The organism is Mesorhizobium sp. M0437 (genome assembly GCF_040321335.1).
GTDB lineage: Bacteria > Pseudomonadota > Alphaproteobacteria > Rhizobiales > Rhizobiaceae > Mesorhizobium.
In genome coordinates this window covers 19093-34641 of record NZ_JAMYRK010000062.1, presented here as the reverse complement: position 1 = coordinate 34641, position 15549 = coordinate 19093, and the positions used below count along the sequence as shown (strand labels likewise).

Sequence of the window (15549 nt, the reverse complement as noted above, 5' to 3'; positions counted from 1 at the left end):
ATCGTGCCGATCGCCATGGAAGAGAAGCTGCGCTTCGCCATCCGTGAAGGCGGCCGCACCGTCGGTGCCGGCATCGTCGTCACCATCACAGAGTAATTTGGACTTAAACCGATCTGTCGCGGGCGCTGCCCGCGCCGCGCCAGAACAAGGAAGTGACGCATGAACGGACAGAATATCCGCATCCGCCTGAAGGCGTTTGATCACCGGGTGCTCGACGCCTCGACACGGGAAATCGTGTCGACCGCCAAGCGCACCGGCGCCAACGTCCGCGGCCCCATTCCGCTGCCGACGCGGATCGAAAAGTTCACGGTCAACCGGTCGCCTCACGTCGACAAGAAGAGCCGCGAGCAGTTCGAGATGCGCACGCACAAGCGTCTGCTCGACATCGTCGACCCGACCCCGCAGACGGTCGATGCTTTGATGAAGCTCGACCTGGCCGCCGGTGTCGACGTCGAGATCAAGCTCTAAGGAACCAGAGGTCAGCGGGGCGACCCGGAACTCTGAAGGAACAAGAGGCGTGGAGGGGCGACAGCCCCGACAGGGAACTCTAAAGGAATTGAACCGATGCGTTCAGGTGTGATTGCAAAGAAGGTGGGAATGACCCGCATCTACAACGATGCCGGGGAACATGTTCCCGTCACTGTTCTCCAGATGGAGAACTGCCAGGTCGTGGCGCAGCGCACGCAGGAGAAGAACGGCTATACCGCCGTCCAGCTCGGCGTTGGCCTTGCCAAGGTGAAGAACACGTCGAAGGCGATGCGCGGCCATTTCGCGACCGCTTCCGTCGAGCCCAAGGCCAAGGTTGCCGAGTTTCGCGTCTCTGCCGACAACATGATCGATGTTGGCGCCGAGATCACCGTCGAGCACTTCGTCGTCGGCCAGAAGGTCGATGTGACGGGCACCACGATCGGCAAGGGCTTCCAGGGCGTCATCAAGCGGCACCACATGGGTGGCGGCCGCGCAACGCACGGCAACTCGGTGTCGCACCGTACACACGGCTCGACCGGCCAGCGCCAGGATCCGGGCAAGGTGTTCAAGGGCAAGCATATGGCCGGCCACATGGGCGACACCCGCGTCACCACGCAGAATGTCGAGGTCGTCTCGACCGACGCCGATCGCGGCCTGATCCTGATCCGCGGTGCGGTCCCGGGTTCGAAGGGTGCATGGATCCTGGTCCGCGACGCGGCCAAGGTAGCGCTTCCGGCCAATGCGCCGAAGCCCGCCGCGATCCGCGCCCTTGCGACTGACGGTGCCACCACGAACGAGGCCCCGGCCACAGAGGGAGCGGAATAATGGACCTCAAGATTACAACGCTTGGCGGCAAGGACGCCGGCAAGCTGAAGCTCTCCGAAGAGATTTTCGGCCTCGATCCGCGTGAGGACATCCTGCAGCGCGTCGTGCGCTGGCAGCTTGCCAAGAAGCAGCAGGGCACGCACAAGGCCAAGGGTCGCGCGGAAATCGCCCGCACCGGCGCCAAGATGTACAAGCAGAAGGGTACGGGCCGCGCCCGTCACCATTCGGCTCGCGCTCCGCAGTTCCGCGGCGGCGGCAAGGCCCACGGCCCGGTCGTGCGCAGCCACGAGCACGATCTGCCTAAGAAGGTGCGTGCGCTCGGCCTGAAGCATGCCCTTTCGGCCAAGGCCAAGAGCGCGTCGATCATCATCATCGACGAGCTGAAGCTGACCGAGGCCAAGACCAAGGCACTGATCGCGAATTTCGCGACGCTGGGCCTGAGCAACGCCCTGGTGATCGGCGGCGCCGAGCTTGACAAGAACTTCAAGCTGGCGGCGACCAACATCCCGAACATCGACGTGCTGCCCATCCAGGGCATCAACGTCTACGACATTCTGCGCCGCGGCACGCTGGTCCTTTCCAAGGCCGCCGTCGAGGCTCTCGAGGAGCGCTTCAAATGACCGACCTTCGTCATTACGACGTGATCGTCTCGCCGGCGATCACTGAAAAGTCGACCATGGCTTCCGAGCAGAACCAGGTCGTCTTCAATGTCGCCAAGAAGGCGTCGAAGCCGGAAATCAAGGCCGCCGTCGAAGCGCTGTTCGGCGTCAAGGTGATGGCCGTGAACACGCTTGTCCGCAAGGGCAAGATCAAGCGCTTCCGCGGCACGATCGGCCGCCAGAGCGACGTCAAGAAGGCGGTTGTGACGCTGGCCGAAGGCCAGTCGATCGACGTCGCGACGGGTCTCTGAGCAAGGTCGCGAGGACAGAACAATGGCACTGAAAAAATTCAACCCGGTAACGCCGAGCACCCGTCAGCTGGTCATCGTCGATCGCTCGGGCCTCTACAAGGGCAAGCCCGTCAAGGGTCTGACCGAAGGCCTGACCAAGTCGGGCGGCCGCAACAATTACGGCCGCATCACAGCCCGCTTCATCGGCGGCGGTCACAAGCGCACCTACCGCATCATCGACTTCAAGCGCCGCAAGTTCGACGTCGTCGGCACGGTCGAGCGTATCGAGTACGATCCGAACCGCACCGCCTTCATCGCGCTGATCAAGTATGACGATGGCGAGCTGTCCTACATCATCGCCCCGCAGCGTCTGGCTCCCGGCGACAAGATCGTGGCCGGTGAATCGGTCGACGTGAAGCCGGGCAACGCGATGCCGCTGGCCTCGATGCCGGTCGGCACGATCGTCCACAATATCGAGCTGAAGCCCGGCAAGGGCGCTCAGGTCGCCCGTTCGGCCGGCGGTTATGGCCAGCTCGTCGGCCGCGACCAGGGCATGGCGATCCTGCGCCTCAATTCGGGCGAGCAGCGTGTCGTCCACGGCTCCTGCATGGCCACTGTCGGCGCCGTGTCCAACCCGGACCACGGCAACATCAATGACGGCAAGGCAGGCCGCACCGTGTGGCGCGGCAAACGTCCGCACAATCGCGGCGTGACCATGAACCCGGTCGACCATCCGCATGGCGGCGGCGAAGGCCGCACCTCGGGTGGCCGCCATCCGGTTTCGCCCTGGGGCAAGCCGACCAAGGGCAAGAAGACGCGGTCCAACAAGGCGACCGACAAGTTCATCCTGCGCTCGCGCCATCAGCGCAAGAGCTAAGAAGAGGTAACGCCAAGTGACTCGTTCGATTTGGAAAGGCCCCTTCATCGACGGCTACCTTCTGAAGAAGGTGGACAAGGTTCGTGAAGGTGGTCGCAATGAGGTGATCAAGATGTGGAGCCGCCGCTCCACCATCCTGCCGCAGTTCGTCGGCTTCACCTTCGGTGTCTACAACGGCCAGAAGCACGTTCCCGTCTCGGTGAACGAGGACATGGTCGGTCACAAGTTCGGTGAATTCGCTCCGACCCGGACCTATTACGGTCACGGCGCGGATAAGAAGGCGAAGAGGAAATAATCATGGGCAAGGCCAAAGCTCCGCGCAGGCTTGCTGACAACGAAGCGCGCGCCGTGTTGCGCACGATCCGTATCAGCCCGCAGAAGCTGAACCTGGTTGCCGCGCTGATCCGCGGCAAGAAGGTCGCGACAGCGCTTTCCGACCTCGAATTCTCGGCCAAGCGGATTTCCGGCACGGTCAAGAAGACGCTGGAATCGGCGATCGCCAACGCGGAAAACAACCACGACCTCGACGTCGATGCGCTGATCGTGGCGGAAGCCTATGTCGGCAAGTCGATCGTCATGAAGCGGTTCCATGCCCGTGGCCGTGGGCGCGCCAGCCGTATCGAGAAGCCGTTCTCGCACCTCACGATCGTCGTTCGTGAAGTCGAAGAAAAAGGGGAGGCCGCATAATGGGCCAGAAAGTCAATCCGATCGGTCTGCGTCTCGGCATCAACCGCACCTGGGATTCGCGCTGGTTCGCGAACACCGGCGAGTACGGCAAGCTGCTGCACGAGGACATCAAGATCCGCAAATATCTTGAGAAGGAACTCAAGCAGGCTGCGATCTCGAAAGTCGTGATCGAGCGTCCGCACAAGAAGTGCCGCGTCACCATCCATGCGGCGCGTCCGGGCCTGATCATCGGCAAGAAGGGCGCCGACATCGAGAAGCTTCGCAAGAAGCTCATGGAGATGACCAAGTCCGAGACGCATCTGAACATCGTCGAAGTGCGCAAGCCGGAGATCGACGCGACCTTGGTCGCCCAGTCGATCGCCCAGCAGCTCGAGCGCCGCATCGCGTTCCGCCGCGCCATGAAGCGTGCCGTGCAGTCGGCGATGCGCCTCGGTGCCGAAGGCATCCGCATCAACTGCGCCGGCCGTCTCGGCGGCGCCGAGATCGCGCGCATGGAATGGTATCGCGAAGGCCGCGTGCCGCTGCATACGCTGCGTGCCGACGTCGACTACGGCACGGCCGAGGCGAATACGGCCTACGGCATCTGCGGCGTCAAGGTCTGGGTGTTCAAGGGCGAAATCCTCGAGCACGACCCGATGGCTTCGGAGCGCCGCGCCACCGAGGGCGATCATGCGCATGGCGGTGGTGGTGAGCGCGAACGCGGTCGCCGTCGCGAAAACGCGTAAGACATTTAGGAATTTGGAGTTAGAACGATGCTGCAGCCAAAGCGCACAAAGTTCCGCAAGCAGTTCAAGGGCCGCATCCACGGTACCGCCAAGGGCGGCACCAACCTGGATTTCGGTGGTTTCGGACTGAAGGCGCTTGAGCCGAACCGCGTCACCGCGCGTGAGATCGAGGCGGCCCGCCGCGCGATCACCCGCGAGATGAAGCGTGCCGGCCGCGTGTGGATCCGTATCTTCCCGGACGTGCCGGTGACGTCGAAGCCGACCGAAGTCCGTATGGGTAAGGGCAAGGGCGCGGTCGACTACTGGGCGGCACGCGTCAAGCCGGGCCGCATCATGTTCGAGATCGACGGCGTCAACGAGGAAACCGCCCGTGAGGCGCTGCGTCTCGGCGCGGCCAAGCTCTCGGTCAGGACGCGCTTCGTACAGCGCATCGCAGAATAAGGACGGGCTGATCATGAAAGCCGAAGACATCCGGACCAAGACCCAGGACCAGCTGACCGACGACCTGGCCAGCCTGAAGAAGGAGCAGTTCAACCTGCGCTTTCAGAAGGCCACCGGCCAGCTTGAGAAGACCGCGCGCGTGAGGCAGGTCCGCAAGGACATTGCGCGTATCAAGACCATCGCTGCGGAAAAGTCCGCGGCCAAGAAGGCTTAAGGACGAAAACCATGCCAAAGCGCATTCTGCAGGGCACCGTCGTCAGCGACAAGAACGAGAAGACGGTTGTCGTCAAGGTCGAACGGCGCTTCACGCATCCCGTGATGAAGAAGACCGTGCGCATGACCAAGAAGTACAAGGCGCACGACGAGAACAACGCCCACAAGGTCGGCGATCAGGTGTTCATCCAGGAATCGAAGCCGATTTCCAAGGACAAGCGCTGGGTCGTGGTGTCTTCGGACCAGGCCTGATCAGGGCCAACGAAACGAATTTTGGACAGACCGGGGAGGGGTGAGAAACCCGTCCCGTTAGAAAAGAAGAAGGCGGCCAGTCATGATTCAGATGCAAACAAACCTCGACGTCGCGGATAATTCCGGCGCCCGTCGTGTCATGTGCATCAAGGTGCTGGGCGGCTCGAAGCGGAAATACGCTTCCGTGGGCGACATCATCGTGGTGTCGATCAAGGAAGCCATCCCGCGCGGCCGCGTCAAGAAGGGCGATGTGATGAAGGCGGTCGTGGTTCGCACGGCCAAGGACATCCGCCGCCCGGACGGCAGCGTGATCCGTTTCGACAAGAACGCAGCCGTTCTCGTCGACAACAAGAAAGAGCCGATCGGCACGCGTATCTTCGGACCGGTTCCGCGCGAACTCCGCGCCAAGAACCACATGAAGATCATCTCGCTCGCGCCTGAAGTGCTGTAAGGAGCCGGACCAATGCAGAAGATTAGAAAAGGCGACAAGGTCGTCGTGCTGGCCGGCAAGGACAAGGGCCGTTCGGGCGAAGTCCTCTCGGTACAGCCGAAGGACGACACCGCGCTGGTGCGCGGCGTCAACCTGATCCGTCGTCACCAGAAGCAGTCCCAGTCCCAAGAGGGCGGGATCATCACCAAGGAAGCGCCGATCCAGCTGTCGAACATCGCGCTGGCCGACCCCAAGGATGGCAAGCCGACCCGCGTCGGCTTCATCTTCCAGAAGGACGGCAAGAAGGTGCGCGTCGCCAAGCGCTCGGGAGAAGTCATCAATGGCTAAGGCTCAAACCAAGCAGGCAACTGCCCAGAACACGCCGCGCCTCAAGCAGGTCTACAACGAGACCATCCGCAAGGCGCTGCAGGAGCAGTTCGGCTACGAGAACGAGATGCAGGTTCCGCGCATCGACAAGATCGTGCTGAACATGGGCGTCGGCGAGGCGACCGGCGATTCGAAGAAGCCTTCGATCGCGGCGGAAGACCTTGCGATGATCGCCGGCCAGAAGGCCGTCGTCACCCGCGCCCGCAACTCGATCGCCGGCTTCAAGGTCCGCGAGAAGATGCCGATCGGCGCCAAGGTCACGCTGCGCAAGGAACGCATGTACGAGTTCCTCGACCGCCTCGTGAACATCGCACTCCCGCGCGTCCGCGACTTCCGCGGACTTAATCCGAAGAGCTTCGATGGCCGTGGCAACTATGCCATGGGCATCAAGGAACACATCGTGTTTCCGGAGATCAACTACGACAAGGTTGATCAGATCTGGGGCATGGACGTCATCGTTTGTACGACTGCGAAGACGGACGACGAAGCCAGGGCATTGCTCAAGGCCTTCAACTTCCCCTTCCGCCAGTAACGGCAGCGAGAAAAGGAAAAATCTGAAATGGCAAAGACCAGCTCAGTCGAGAAGAACAACAGGCGCCGCAAGCTTGCGGACCAGTTCGCTGCCAAGCGCGAGGTGCTCAAGGCGATCATCATGGATCAGTCCAAGCCGATGGAAGAGCGCTTCCGCGCCCAGCTGAAGCTTTCGGCGCTGCCGCGCAACTCGGCCAAGACCCGCATCCGCAACCGCTGCGAAGTCACCGGACGTCCGCGTGCCTATTATCGCAAGCTCAAAGTATCGCGTATCGCGCTTCGTGATCTCGGCAATAACGGCCAGATCCCGGGCCTGGTCAAGTCGAGCTGGTAAGGAGGACATAACATGTCATTGAGCGATCCTCTCGGCGATATGCTGACCCGCATCCGCAACGCGTATGGCCGCAAGAAGTCGAGCGTTTCGACGCCGGCCTCGCGCCTGCGTACCCGCGTCCTCGACGTGCTGAAGGCGGAAGGCTATATCCGCGACTACAGCCAGACCGACTTCGACAACGGCAAGTCCGAAATCGAGATCGAGCTGAAGTATTTCGATGGTGCGCCGGTGGTGCGCGAAATCGCTCGGGTCTCGAAGCCCGGCCGCCGCGTCTACGTTTCGGCCAAGTCGATACCGCACGTCGCCAACGGCCTCGGCATCGCCATCCTTTCGACGCCGAAGGGCGTGATGGCCGACCACGAAGCGCGTGAACAGAATGTCGGCGGGGAAATCCTCTGCCAGATCTTCTGATCTGGTATGTGACCCGGTTGGAAACAGGTTTTCGAGATCTAGTCCCGAAAGCCGAGACCTGAAACAAGAGAAGTGACGAGGACAACAAAATGTCTCGTATTGGAAAGAAACCCGTTTCGCTGCCGCAGGGCGTGACCGCGACCGTCAACGGCCAGACCGTGACGGCGAAGGGTCCGAAGGGCGAGCTGAAGTTCGTGGTGAACGACGAAGTGCTGGTCAAGATGGAAGGCAGCGAGATCGCTGTCCAGCCGCGCGACCAGACCAAGACTGCCCGTTCCAAGTGGGGCATGTCGCGCACGCAGATCGTCAACATCCTGCAGGGCGTCAAGGACGGCTTCGAAAAGAAGCTCGAGATCACCGGCGTCGGCTATCGTGCCGCCATGCAGGGCAAGAACCTGCAGCTGGCGCTCGGCTTCAGCCATGACGTCGTCTACGAGACGCCGCAGGGCGTGACGATTTCGGTGCCGAAGCCGACGGAAATCACGGTGACCGGCATCGACAAGCAGCAGGTCGGCCAGGTTGCCGCCGAGATCCGCGAGTATCGCAGCCCCGAGCCCTACAAGGGCAAGGGTGTCCGCTATGCCGGCGAGAAGATCGTCCGCAAGGAAGGCAAGAAGAAGTAATTTTAACGCCGCGGGGAGCGGTCGCGGGAGGCTTGTCCTACCGCATATGGTTGCCCCCGTTTTTTGAAGGCAAGGAACTGATATCATGGGCTCGAAAGAATCCACCCAACGCCGCGCCCAGCGCGTCCGCCGCCAGATCAAGAAGGTTGCCGGCGATCGTCCGCGCTTGTCGGTCCATCGCACATCGAAGAACATCTACGTCCAGGTGATCGATGACGCCAAGGGCCACACGATCGCGGCTGCTTCGACGCTCGAGAAGGAGCTCAAGGGTTCGCTCAAGACCGGCGCCGACACGGCGGCGGCCGCTGCCATCGGCAAGCTGATCGCCGAGCGTGCCTCGAAGGCCGGCGTCAAGGAAGTCGTCTTCGACCGCGGCGCCTACATCTACCACGGCCGTGTCAAGGCGCTTGCCGAGGCTGCCCGTGAAGGTGGTCTGAGCTTCTAAAAACGAAATTCGCCCCCGGCGACCCACAGAGGCGCCGGATATCATCATCAACCGTGCTTCCGGAAAAAAACAAGGAACAGGATATGGCACAGGAACGTAGGGATGGCGGCCGCGGCCGTGATCGCGAAGAGCGCGACGACGGCATGGTCGACAAGCTCGTCCACATCAACCGTGTCGCCAAAGTCGTCAAGGGCGGCCGGCGCTTCGGCTTTGCGGCACTTGTCGTCGTCGGCGACCAGAAGGGCCGCGTCGGCTTCGGCCACGGCAAGGCGCGCGAAGTGCCGGAGGCGATCCGCAAGGCGACCGAATCGGCCAAGCGCGACATGATCTTCGTGCCGCTGCGCTCAGGCCGCACGCTGCACCACGACGTCGAGGGACGCTGGGGTGCGGGACGCGTTCTGCTGCGCGCCGCCAAGCAAGGTACCGGCATCATCGCCGGCGGCCCGATGCGCGCCGTTTTCGAGACGCTCGGCATGCATGACGTGGTCGCCAAGTCGATGGGTTCTTCGAACCCCTACAACATGGTTCGTGCCACTTTCGACGCGCTGAAGAGCCAGATGCATCCGAAGGATGTGGCTGCAGCGCGCGGCATCAAGTATTCGACCCTTCAGGCCCGCCGCGGCACCGCCGTTGCGGCTGAAGAATAGTCGACGCTGACCAGGGATTTGACCATGGCCAAGAAAGCAACCAAGACCATCACCGTCGAGCAGATCGGTTCGCCGATCCGCCGGCCGAAGGAGCAGCGCGCAACGCTGGTCGGCCTCGGCCTCAACAAGATGCACAAGCAGCGCACGCTGGAGGATACGCCCTCGGTGCGCGGCATGATCGCTGCCGTCCAGCATCTCGTCCGCGTCGTGGACGAGGGCTGAACCAGAGCGCAGGAGAACCCAGATGAAACTCAATGATCTGCGTGACAAGGACGGCGCGACGCACTCCAAGAAGCGTCTCGGCCGTGGCATCGGCTCCGGTTCGGGCAAGACCGCCGGTCGCGGCGTCAAGGGCCAGAAGGCGCGCTCCGGCGTCGCCGTCAACGGCTTCGAGGGTGGCCAGATGCCGCTCTACCGCCGCCTGCCGAAGCGCGGCTTCAACAATATCTTCGCCAAGAGCTTCACCGTCGTGTCGCTGGCCCGCATCCAGGCGGCGCTCGATGCCAAGAAGCTCGACGCCAAGACAGTTGTAACGGCCGAGGCGCTGGTTGCGGCTGGCGTCATCCGTCGCGTCAAGGACGGCGTGCGCATCCTTTCAGACGGCGACATCAAGGCCAAGCTTGCCTTCGACGTGGCCGGAGCCTCCAAGGCCGCGATCGAGAAGATCGAAAAGGCCGGCGGCTCGGTGAAGCTGCCTGAGAAGGCAGCCGCCGAGTAACGGCAATTTGAAGCACGGCCGGCAAAGGTGGAATTCGGTTTTGCCTGCGGTCGTGCTTTGATCCGATAGATGTGACGGCCGCATCAACGCGGCCGCTTGCATGTTTGCAGTCCGGAGCTTATCTCGTGAGTTTCGGTGACACGCGCCGCCTGAGCTGCGGGCATCGAGCGTGACCAAGCGGAGAATCAGGCATGGCTTCGGCTGCTGAACAACTAGCCTCGAATCTGAATTTTTCGGCCTTCGCCAAGGCCGAGGATCTGAAGAAGCGCATCTGGTTCACCATCGGCGCGCTGCTCGTCTACCGTCTTGGCACCTATATCCCGCTGCCCGGCATCAATCCGGACGCCTTTGCCCACGCCTTCTCGTCGCAGAGCAAGGGCGTGCTTGGCATGTTCAATATGTTTGCAGGCGGTGCCGTGCAGCGCATGGCGATCTTTGCCCTCGGCATCATGCCCTATATCTCCGCCTCCATCATCATGCAGCTGATGACCTCGGTCATTCCGTCGCTGGAAGCGCTGAAGAAGGAAGGCGAGCAGGGCCGCAAGATTATCAACCAGTATACGCGCTACGGGACCGTGCTTCTGGCGCTGGTCCAGGCCTACGGCATTTCGGTCGGGCTCGAGGGCGGAAACGGCATCGTCAACGATCCCGGCATCTTTTTCCGCATCTCGACCGTCGTCACGCTGGTCGGCGGCACCATGTTCCTGATGTGGCTCGGCGAGCAGATCACCGCCCGCGGCATCGGCAACGGCATTTCGCTGATCATCTTCTCCGGCATTGTCGCCGGCCTGCCGCGCGCCATCTCCGGTACCTTGGAGCTAGGCCGCACCGGAGCGCTGTCGACCGGCCTGATCCTGGCGATCATCGTGCTCGCCATTATCGTTATCGGCCTGATCGTCTTTTTCGAGCGCGCCCAGCGCCGCCTGCTGATTCAGTACCCCAAGCGCCAGGTCGGCAATCGCATGTTCCAGGGCGATACCTCGCATCTGCCGCTGAAGCTCAACACATCCGGCGTCATTCCGCCGATCTTCGCTTCGTCGCTATTGCTGCTGCCGGCGACCGTCGCCGGTTTCTCGCAGACGACGAACATGCCCGCTTGGGCCAGCACCATCCTGGCGTCGCTCGGTCATGGCCAGCCGCTCTACATGGCCTTCTACGCGGCGATGATCGTGTTCTTCGCCTTCTTCTACACGGCGATCGTCTTCAACCCAAAGGACACCGCGGACCAATTGAAGAAGCATTCGGGCTTCATCCCGGGCTATCGCCCGGGCGAGCGCACCGCGGACTATATTGACTATGTGCTCACCCGCATCACCGTCGTCGGCGCCATCTATCTGGTGCTGGTGTGTCTGCTGCCCGAGTTCCTGATTTCAGCGACTGGCGTACCGTTCTACCTTGGTGGCACTTCGCTCCTGATCGTGGTCAGTGTAACGCTCGATACGGTGGCGCAGATTCAGGGTCACCTGATCGCGCACCAGTATGAGGGCCTGATCAAGAAGTCGAAGCTGCGCGGGGGGAAAAAGGCCAGATGAGGTTGATATTGCTTGGACCGCCGGGGGCGGGCAAGGGGACACAAGCACTGAGACTGGTAGAACGACACGGCATCCCACAGCTTTCCACGGGGGACATGCTGCGTGCTGCTGTCCAGGCCGGCACCGAAGTCGGCAAGCGCGCCAAAGCGGTGATGGACGCTGGCGAACTGGTGTCCGACGCTATCGTCAACGCCATTGTGGCCGAGCGCATCGATCAAGCTGATTGCGCAAACGGCTTCATCCTTGACGGGTATCCCCGAACTCTGGTGCAAGCGGACGCCGTTGAGGAAATGCTGTCGGATCGCGGACTAGAGCTAGACGCGGTCATCGAATTTGTCGTCGACGATAAGGCGCTGGTTGGCCGAATCGTCAAGCGCGCCGAAGAAGCCAAGGCCGCAGGCCTGCCGGTGCGCAAGGACGACAGTCCAGCGGTGTTCGAAGAACGCTTGAGGGAATATTACAAGAAAACCTCGCCGCTGATCGGCTACTACTACGCCAAGGGCAAACTCAGGGGCGTCGATGGCATGGCCGACATCGATGCGGTGACGCAGCAGATCGAGGCGGTGCTCAGGGCAACGACCCGGACAGTTGGCCAGCCGGCCGGCTAGAGAATCGAACGATTGCGCTTGACTGGAGCGGTCCGCTGGGGTATGGCGGCCCGTCTTCCTATCAGGCATGAGGCTTGCTTGTCCGCAAGGGCAAGGCAGGCCGCTTTGAACTGGAAACTCCCGCAAGGGCCGGCCTCCACCGGACGCGGGGCAACTTGAAGCGCCGGCTCGCCCGGCCTATATGGAGAAGAGAAGAACATGGCTCGTATAGCCGGCGTCAACATTCCGACCAACAAGCGCGTTGTCATTGCGCTTCAATACATTCACGGCATTGGCAAGAAGTTCGCCCAGGAGATCGTCGACAAGGTCGGCATCCCGGCCGAGCGCCGCGTCAACCAACTGACCGACGCGGAAGTGCTGCAGATCCGCGAGACCATCGACCGCGACTACCAGGTCGAGGGCGACCTGCGCCGCGAAGTGTCGATGAACATCAAGCGGCTCATGGACCTCGGCTGCTACCGCGGCCTGCGTCACCGTCGCTCGCTGCCGGTTCGTGGCCAGCGCACGCACACCAATGCGCGCACCCGTAAGGGCCCGGCCAAGTCGATTGCCGGAAAGAAGAAGTAATTTAGGGCAGTAAGGGGGTAGGGCAGTAAGGCAATAGGGACGGCAGACATACTGCCCTACTGCCATATTCCCCTACTGCCTTCTCCCTGGTGGAGCCGCTGGCATTACGGCGGTGTAGAGATCAACTGAAAGGACTATCATGGCCAAGGAAGCCGCTCGTGTTCGCCGTCGCGAACGCAAGAATATCTCGTCGGGCGTTGCCCACGTCAATTCGACCTTCAACAACACGATGATCACCATCACCGACGCACAGGGCAATTCGATTGCCTGGTCGTCGGCCGGAGCACAAGGCTTCAAGGGATCGCGCAAGTCGACCCCTTTCGCTGCCCAGATGGCTGCCGAAGATGTTGCCAAGAAGGCTCAGGAACACGGCATGCGCATGCTCGAGGTCGAGGTCTGTGGACCCGGCTCCGGTCGTGAATCGGCGTTGCGCGCACTGCAGGCAGCAGGGTTCACCATCACCTCGATCCGTGATGTGACGCCGATCCCGCACAACGGCTGCCGTCCGCGCAAGAAGCGCCGCGTCTAAAGAATTTACCGAACGCCGCGCGAGCGCCTCAAGGGCGCTCCTCCACGGCATTCCAGGTCGCCCGCCACGATTGGATGGTGGCGGGACAACGGAAGGAAAGCACTATGATCCAGAAAAATTGGCAAGAACTGATCAAGCCGAACAAGATCGAGTTCTCGTCGAAGAAGAAGACGCTGACCACGCTGGTCGCCGAGCCGCTCGAGCGCGGCTTCGGCCTCACCCTAGGCAACGCGCTGCGCCGGGTGCTTCTGTCTTCGCTGCGTGGCGCGGCTGTAACCGCCGTGCAGATCGACGGCGTTCTGCATGAATTCTCGTCCATCGCCGGCGTCCGCGAGGACGTGACCGACATCGTTTTGAACATCAAGGAAATCGCCATCCGCATGGAAGGCGACGGCCCCAAGCGCATGGTCGTCCGCAAGCAGGGACCGGGCGCGGTTCTCGCCGGCGACATCCAGACGGTCGGCGACGTCGAGATCCTCAATCCCGACCACGTCATCTGCACGTTGGACGAAGGCGCTGAAATCCGCATGGAATTCACCGTCGATACCGGCAAGGGCTATGTGCCGGCCGACCGTAACCGCGCCGAGGACGCGCCGATCGGGCTGATCCCCGTCGACAGCCTGTATTCGCCGGTCAAGAAGGTCTCCTACAAGGTCGAGAACACGCGCGAGGGCCAGGTTCTCGACTATGACAAGCTGACCATGACCATCGAGACCGACGGTTCGATTTCGGGCGAGGACGCGGTGGCCTTCGCCGCTCGCATCCTGCAGGACCAGCTCGGCCTGTTCGTCAATTTCGACGAGCCGCAGAAGGAAGTCGCTGCCGAACAGGTTACCGAGCTTGCCTTCAACCCGGCGCTGCTCAAGAAGGTCGACGAACTCGAGCTTTCGGTGCGTTCGGCCAACTGCCTGAAGAACGATAACATCGTCTATATCGGCGATCTGATCCAGAAGACCGAAGCCGAGATGCTGCGCACCCCGAACTTCGGCCGCAAATCGCTGAACGAGATCAAGGAAGTCCTGGCGGCGATGGGCCTTCATCTCGGCATGGAAGTGCCGGACTGGCCGCCGGAAAACATCGAAGACCTCGCCAAGCGTTACGAAGATCAATATTAAGCATGATCCCGAACCGAAGGTCAGCGCAGCAAAAAGTTGCAGACTTTTCGGACAAGATCATGCGGCTAACCAACTGAGGCTCAGGCCTCTTGAAACCGCAATGAAGGAGAAGAGCCATGCGCCACGGATTTAAAGGCCGCCGGTTCGCCCGCAGCATAAGCCATCGCAAGTCGATGTTTGCCAACCTTGCCGTGTCGCTTATCGAGCACGAGCAGATCCTCACCACGCTGCCGAAGGCGAAGGATTTGCGTCCGATCGTCGAAAAGCTGGTGACGCTCGGCAAGCGCGGCGACCTGCACGCCCGCCGCCAGGTTATTGCCCAGATCGGCAATGAAGGCGTCGTCAAGCGCCTGTTCGATACCATCGCGCCGCGCTACGCCACCCGCAACGGCGGCTATCTGCGCATCATGAAGGCCGGCTTCCGCCACGGTGACAATGCCGCAATGGCGGTCATCGAATTCGTCGACCGCGACACCTCGGCCAAGGGCGCCGGCGACCGTGCCCGCATCGAGGCCGAAGGCACCGAAGAGGAAGCCGCAGCCGCATAAGGCTTGGTTTTTCCCGAGAGAGTTTAAGGGGCCCGAGGGCCCCTTTTTCGTTGATGTGGCGACCTCTTACCTCGCAACGTTGAGGTAGTCTCTTCCGCCTATTGACTTCCAATCAATCGCATTTGTTATCCTCTTGATTGCCGGAAATGAATAAGAATAAATGCTGTCGACCTCCGTTCGATGATCGATATCGCGTATCAATTGGGACACAGTCACGCCGTTCAGATATTTTTCGGCGTCCCGATCTTTGATGAAGTCAGTATCAACGCGGAAATAAATCTGAATGGGACCCGCGCAGATATTCAGGTCGATATCATTCATCGATGCGACGTAGAACACCATAGCCTCTTCTGGTGTCCACAGGCCCGCGTCCAGGAATTCCGATGGCTTTGTTCTGCTGTCGAACCCATCCATTGAAAGAGCAAATTCGTCTGTTATTCGTTTGCTCTTGCCGCGAATTTCATACACATGTTCGATCTGAAACCAATTCAGCACATGTGGCGGGTCTTTGTCGAACGAGGCCTCAAGCGTTCCGTAAAACCAGTACTCGGGCACCGCCTCCGCATACTCGGTCAGCCAGCCGTCCGGCGCACCGAACGCTTCGGCAATTTCGATCATTTTCATGCCTGGGACAACAGGGCCCAAAGTGCCGGTCTTCAAAAAATCACGGAATGACAGGAGCTGTTTTTTCATGAGGGTCGACAAGGCTTTCCGGTTGCGAGCTCACCTATAGCTGCTTTGGCGCCC

At 61.4% G+C, this 15549-nt stretch carries 29 protein-coding genes; 28 read left to right on the top strand and 1 reads right to left on the bottom strand.

Going from position 1 to position 15549, the window contains the following annotated elements:
- From NKI72_RS27745 to rplQ, 28 genes are all read left to right on the top strand, one after another.
- Positions 1-96, top strand: a 96-nt coding sequence (locus NKI72_RS27745) for an EF-Tu C-terminal domain-related protein (protein WP_502909000.1), incomplete at its 5' end; no start/stop codon positions are given.
- A gap of 63 nt (positions 97-159) precedes the next feature.
- On the top strand, positions 160-468 hold the full coding sequence (rpsJ, locus tag NKI72_RS27740; protein ID WP_006205468.1) for a 30S ribosomal protein S10: 309 nt from the start codon (positions 160-162) through the stop codon (positions 466-468).
- 96 nt (positions 469-564) lie between these two features.
- Positions 565-1293 carry a 50S ribosomal protein L3 gene (gene rplC / locus NKI72_RS27735; protein ID WP_352833506.1) on the top strand — a complete coding sequence of 243 codons (729 nt, stop codon included), beginning with the start codon at positions 565-567 and terminating at the stop codon, positions 1291-1293.
- Positions 1293-1913 (top strand): 50S ribosomal protein L4, encoded by a 621-nt coding sequence (gene rplD, locus NKI72_RS27730; protein ID WP_023675140.1) that lies wholly within the window; start codon positions 1293-1295, stop codon positions 1911-1913. The genes rplC and rplD overlap by 1 nt, the downstream gene beginning before the upstream one ends.
- Positions 1910-2203: a 50S ribosomal protein L23 gene (locus NKI72_RS27725; protein ID WP_023675139.1), complete on the top strand. Its 294-nt coding sequence runs from the start codon at positions 1910-1912 to the stop codon at positions 2201-2203. The genes rplD and NKI72_RS27725 overlap by 4 nt, the downstream gene beginning before the upstream one ends.
- Before the next feature lie 22 nt (positions 2204-2225).
- Positions 2226-3059 carry a 50S ribosomal protein L2 gene (rplB, locus tag NKI72_RS27720; protein ID WP_023675138.1) on the top strand — a complete coding sequence of 278 codons (834 nt, stop codon included), beginning with the start codon at positions 2226-2228 and terminating at the stop codon, positions 3057-3059.
- 16 nt (positions 3060-3075) lie between these two features.
- Entirely contained in the window at positions 3076-3354 is a 279-nt protein-coding gene (gene rpsS / locus NKI72_RS27715; RefSeq protein ID WP_006205463.1) for a 30S ribosomal protein S19, read from the top strand.
- A gap of 2 nt (positions 3355-3356) precedes the next feature.
- Entirely contained in the window at positions 3357-3746 is a 390-nt protein-coding gene (gene rplV / locus NKI72_RS27710; protein WP_006205462.1) for a 50S ribosomal protein L22, read from the top strand.
- Positions 3746-4471 (top strand): 30S ribosomal protein S3, encoded by a 726-nt coding sequence (gene rpsC, locus NKI72_RS27705; RefSeq protein WP_023675137.1) that lies wholly within the window; start codon positions 3746-3748, stop codon positions 4469-4471. Before rplV ends, rpsC begins: the two co-directional genes overlap by 1 nt.
- Positions 4472-4498: 27 nt before the next feature.
- On the top strand, positions 4499-4912 hold the full coding sequence (gene rplP, locus NKI72_RS27700) for a 50S ribosomal protein L16 (RefSeq protein WP_006205460.1): 414 nt from the start codon (positions 4499-4501) through the stop codon (positions 4910-4912).
- Positions 4913-4925: 13 nt separating this feature from the next.
- Entirely contained in the window at positions 4926-5126 is a 201-nt protein-coding gene (gene rpmC / locus NKI72_RS27695; RefSeq protein WP_006205459.1) for a 50S ribosomal protein L29, read from the top strand.
- Between the two features lie 11 nt (positions 5127-5137).
- On the top strand, positions 5138-5377 hold the full coding sequence (rpsQ, locus tag NKI72_RS27690) for a 30S ribosomal protein S17 (RefSeq protein WP_023675136.1): 240 nt from the start codon (positions 5138-5140) through the stop codon (positions 5375-5377).
- Between the two features lie 82 nt (positions 5378-5459).
- Positions 5460-5828, top strand: a complete 369-nt coding sequence (gene rplN / locus NKI72_RS27685) for a 50S ribosomal protein L14 (protein WP_006205457.1) — start codon at positions 5460-5462, stop codon at positions 5826-5828.
- 12 nt (positions 5829-5840) lie between these two features.
- Positions 5841-6155 (top strand): 50S ribosomal protein L24, encoded by a 315-nt coding sequence (gene rplX / locus NKI72_RS27680; RefSeq protein WP_254817150.1) that lies wholly within the window; start codon positions 5841-5843, stop codon positions 6153-6155.
- On the top strand, positions 6148-6726 hold the full coding sequence (rplE, locus tag NKI72_RS27675; RefSeq protein ID WP_008875670.1) for a 50S ribosomal protein L5: 579 nt from the start codon (positions 6148-6150) through the stop codon (positions 6724-6726). Before rplX ends, rplE begins: the two co-directional genes overlap by 8 nt.
- 27 nt (positions 6727-6753) lie before the next feature.
- Positions 6754-7059 (top strand): 30S ribosomal protein S14, encoded by a 306-nt coding sequence (gene rpsN, locus NKI72_RS27670; RefSeq protein ID WP_352451046.1) that lies wholly within the window; start codon positions 6754-6756, stop codon positions 7057-7059.
- 12 nt (positions 7060-7071) lie between these two features.
- Complete coding sequence (gene rpsH, locus NKI72_RS27665) at positions 7072-7470, top strand: 30S ribosomal protein S8 (protein WP_006205453.1); 399 nt, start codon at positions 7072-7074, stop codon at positions 7468-7470.
- An 89-nt stretch (positions 7471-7559) separates the two neighbouring features.
- Positions 7560-8093, top strand: coding sequence for a 50S ribosomal protein L6 (rplF, locus tag NKI72_RS27660; protein ID WP_023675133.1), 534 nt, complete (start codon positions 7560-7562; stop codon positions 8091-8093).
- An 85-nt stretch (positions 8094-8178) separates the two neighbouring features.
- Positions 8179-8538 (top strand): 50S ribosomal protein L18, encoded by a 360-nt coding sequence (gene rplR, locus NKI72_RS27655; protein WP_023675132.1) that lies wholly within the window; start codon positions 8179-8181, stop codon positions 8536-8538.
- An 83-nt stretch (positions 8539-8621) separates the two neighbouring features.
- Positions 8622-9185 carry a 30S ribosomal protein S5 gene (rpsE, locus tag NKI72_RS27650; RefSeq protein ID WP_006333394.1) on the top strand — a complete coding sequence of 188 codons (564 nt, stop codon included), beginning with the start codon at positions 8622-8624 and terminating at the stop codon, positions 9183-9185.
- A 24-nt stretch (positions 9186-9209) separates the two neighbouring features.
- The gene (rpmD, locus tag NKI72_RS27645; protein WP_006205449.1) at positions 9210-9407 is read left to right on the top strand and encodes a 50S ribosomal protein L30; all 198 of its coding nucleotides are present in this window, start codon (positions 9210-9212) and stop codon (positions 9405-9407) included.
- Between the two features lie 22 nt (positions 9408-9429).
- Positions 9430-9903, top strand: a complete 474-nt coding sequence (rplO, locus tag NKI72_RS27640; protein ID WP_292660428.1) for a 50S ribosomal protein L15 — start codon at positions 9430-9432, stop codon at positions 9901-9903.
- Positions 9904-10094: 191 nt separating this feature from the next.
- Positions 10095-11435, top strand: coding sequence for a preprotein translocase subunit SecY (gene secY, locus NKI72_RS27635; protein WP_352471807.1), 1341 nt, complete (start codon positions 10095-10097; stop codon positions 11433-11435).
- Positions 11432-12043, top strand: coding sequence for an adenylate kinase (locus NKI72_RS27630; RefSeq protein WP_352833509.1), 612 nt, complete (start codon positions 11432-11434; stop codon positions 12041-12043). The genes secY and NKI72_RS27630 overlap by 4 nt, the downstream gene beginning before the upstream one ends.
- 198 nt (positions 12044-12241) lie before the next feature.
- A complete protein-coding gene (gene rpsM / locus NKI72_RS27625; RefSeq protein WP_006205445.1) occupies positions 12242-12610 on the top strand; it encodes a 30S ribosomal protein S13 in 369 nt (122 codons plus the stop codon).
- Between the two features lie 139 nt (positions 12611-12749).
- Positions 12750-13139, top strand: a complete 390-nt coding sequence (rpsK, locus tag NKI72_RS27620; protein WP_006205444.1) for a 30S ribosomal protein S11 — start codon at positions 12750-12752, stop codon at positions 13137-13139.
- A 104-nt stretch (positions 13140-13243) separates the two neighbouring features.
- Positions 13244-14254 carry a DNA-directed RNA polymerase subunit alpha gene (locus NKI72_RS27615; RefSeq protein ID WP_023675128.1) on the top strand — a complete coding sequence of 337 codons (1011 nt, stop codon included), beginning with the start codon at positions 13244-13246 and terminating at the stop codon, positions 14252-14254.
- A 116-nt stretch (positions 14255-14370) separates the two neighbouring features.
- Positions 14371-14802, top strand: coding sequence for a 50S ribosomal protein L17 (rplQ, locus tag NKI72_RS27610; RefSeq protein ID WP_023675127.1), 432 nt, complete (start codon positions 14371-14373; stop codon positions 14800-14802).
- A gap of 66 nt (positions 14803-14868) precedes the next feature.
- On the opposite strand, the gene NKI72_RS27605 is transcribed toward rplQ, so the two are convergent.
- A complete protein-coding gene (locus NKI72_RS27605; RefSeq protein ID WP_352614178.1) occupies positions 14869-15495 on the bottom strand; it encodes a hypothetical protein in 627 nt (208 codons plus the stop codon).
- Positions 15496-15549: the final 54 nt, after the last annotated feature.

Bases quoted from the DNA above. Each gene is read 5' to 3' on its own strand.
- rpsJ (WP_006205468.1), top strand. From the start codon at position 160: ATGAACGGACAGAATATCCGCATCCGCCTGAAGGCGTTTGATCACCGG.
- rplC (WP_352833506.1), top strand. From the start codon at position 565: ATGCGTTCAGGTGTGATTGCAAAGAAGGTGGGAATGACCCGCATCTAC.
- rplD (WP_023675140.1), top strand. From the start codon at position 1,293: ATGGACCTCAAGATTACAACGCTTGGCGGCAAGGACGCCGGCAAGCTG.
- NKI72_RS27725 (WP_023675139.1), top strand. From the start codon at position 1,910: ATGACCGACCTTCGTCATTACGACGTGATCGTCTCGCCGGCGATCACT.
- rplB (WP_023675138.1), top strand. From the start codon at position 2,226: ATGGCACTGAAAAAATTCAACCCGGTAACGCCGAGCACCCGTCAGCTG.
- rplV (WP_006205462.1), top strand. From the start codon at position 3,357: ATGGGCAAGGCCAAAGCTCCGCGCAGGCTTGCTGACAACGAAGCGCGC.
- rpsC (WP_023675137.1), top strand. From the start codon at position 3,746: ATGGGCCAGAAAGTCAATCCGATCGGTCTGCGTCTCGGCATCAACCGC.
- rplP (WP_006205460.1), top strand. From the start codon at position 4,499: ATGCTGCAGCCAAAGCGCACAAAGTTCCGCAAGCAGTTCAAGGGCCGC.
- rpmC (WP_006205459.1), top strand. From the start codon at position 4,926: ATGAAAGCCGAAGACATCCGGACCAAGACCCAGGACCAGCTGACCGAC.
- rpsQ (WP_023675136.1), top strand. From the start codon at position 5,138: ATGCCAAAGCGCATTCTGCAGGGCACCGTCGTCAGCGACAAGAACGAG.
- rplN (WP_006205457.1), top strand. From the start codon at position 5,460: ATGATTCAGATGCAAACAAACCTCGACGTCGCGGATAATTCCGGCGCC.
- rplX (WP_254817150.1), top strand. From the start codon at position 5,841: ATGCAGAAGATTAGAAAAGGCGACAAGGTCGTCGTGCTGGCCGGCAAG.
- rplE (WP_008875670.1), top strand. From the start codon at position 6,148: ATGGCTAAGGCTCAAACCAAGCAGGCAACTGCCCAGAACACGCCGCGC.
- rpsN (WP_352451046.1), top strand. From the start codon at position 6,754: ATGGCAAAGACCAGCTCAGTCGAGAAGAACAACAGGCGCCGCAAGCTT.
- rpsH (WP_006205453.1), top strand. From the start codon at position 7,072: ATGTCATTGAGCGATCCTCTCGGCGATATGCTGACCCGCATCCGCAAC.
- rplF (WP_023675133.1), top strand. From the start codon at position 7,560: ATGTCTCGTATTGGAAAGAAACCCGTTTCGCTGCCGCAGGGCGTGACC.
- rplR (WP_023675132.1), top strand. From the start codon at position 8,179: ATGGGCTCGAAAGAATCCACCCAACGCCGCGCCCAGCGCGTCCGCCGC.
- rpsE (WP_006333394.1), top strand. From the start codon at position 8,622: ATGGCACAGGAACGTAGGGATGGCGGCCGCGGCCGTGATCGCGAAGAG.
- rpmD (WP_006205449.1), top strand. From the start codon at position 9,210: ATGGCCAAGAAAGCAACCAAGACCATCACCGTCGAGCAGATCGGTTCG.
- rplO (WP_292660428.1), top strand. From the start codon at position 9,430: ATGAAACTCAATGATCTGCGTGACAAGGACGGCGCGACGCACTCCAAG.
- secY (WP_352471807.1), top strand. From the start codon at position 10,095: ATGGCTTCGGCTGCTGAACAACTAGCCTCGAATCTGAATTTTTCGGCC.
- NKI72_RS27630 (WP_352833509.1), top strand. From the start codon at position 11,432: ATGAGGTTGATATTGCTTGGACCGCCGGGGGCGGGCAAGGGGACACAA.
- rpsM (WP_006205445.1), top strand. From the start codon at position 12,242: ATGGCTCGTATAGCCGGCGTCAACATTCCGACCAACAAGCGCGTTGTC.
- rpsK (WP_006205444.1), top strand. From the start codon at position 12,750: ATGGCCAAGGAAGCCGCTCGTGTTCGCCGTCGCGAACGCAAGAATATC.
- NKI72_RS27615 (WP_023675128.1), top strand. From the start codon at position 13,244: ATGATCCAGAAAAATTGGCAAGAACTGATCAAGCCGAACAAGATCGAG.
- rplQ (WP_023675127.1), top strand. From the start codon at position 14,371: ATGCGCCACGGATTTAAAGGCCGCCGGTTCGCCCGCAGCATAAGCCAT.
- NKI72_RS27605 (WP_352614178.1), bottom strand. From the start codon at position 15,495: ATGAAAAAACAGCTCCTGTCATTCCGTGATTTTTTGAAGACCGGCACT.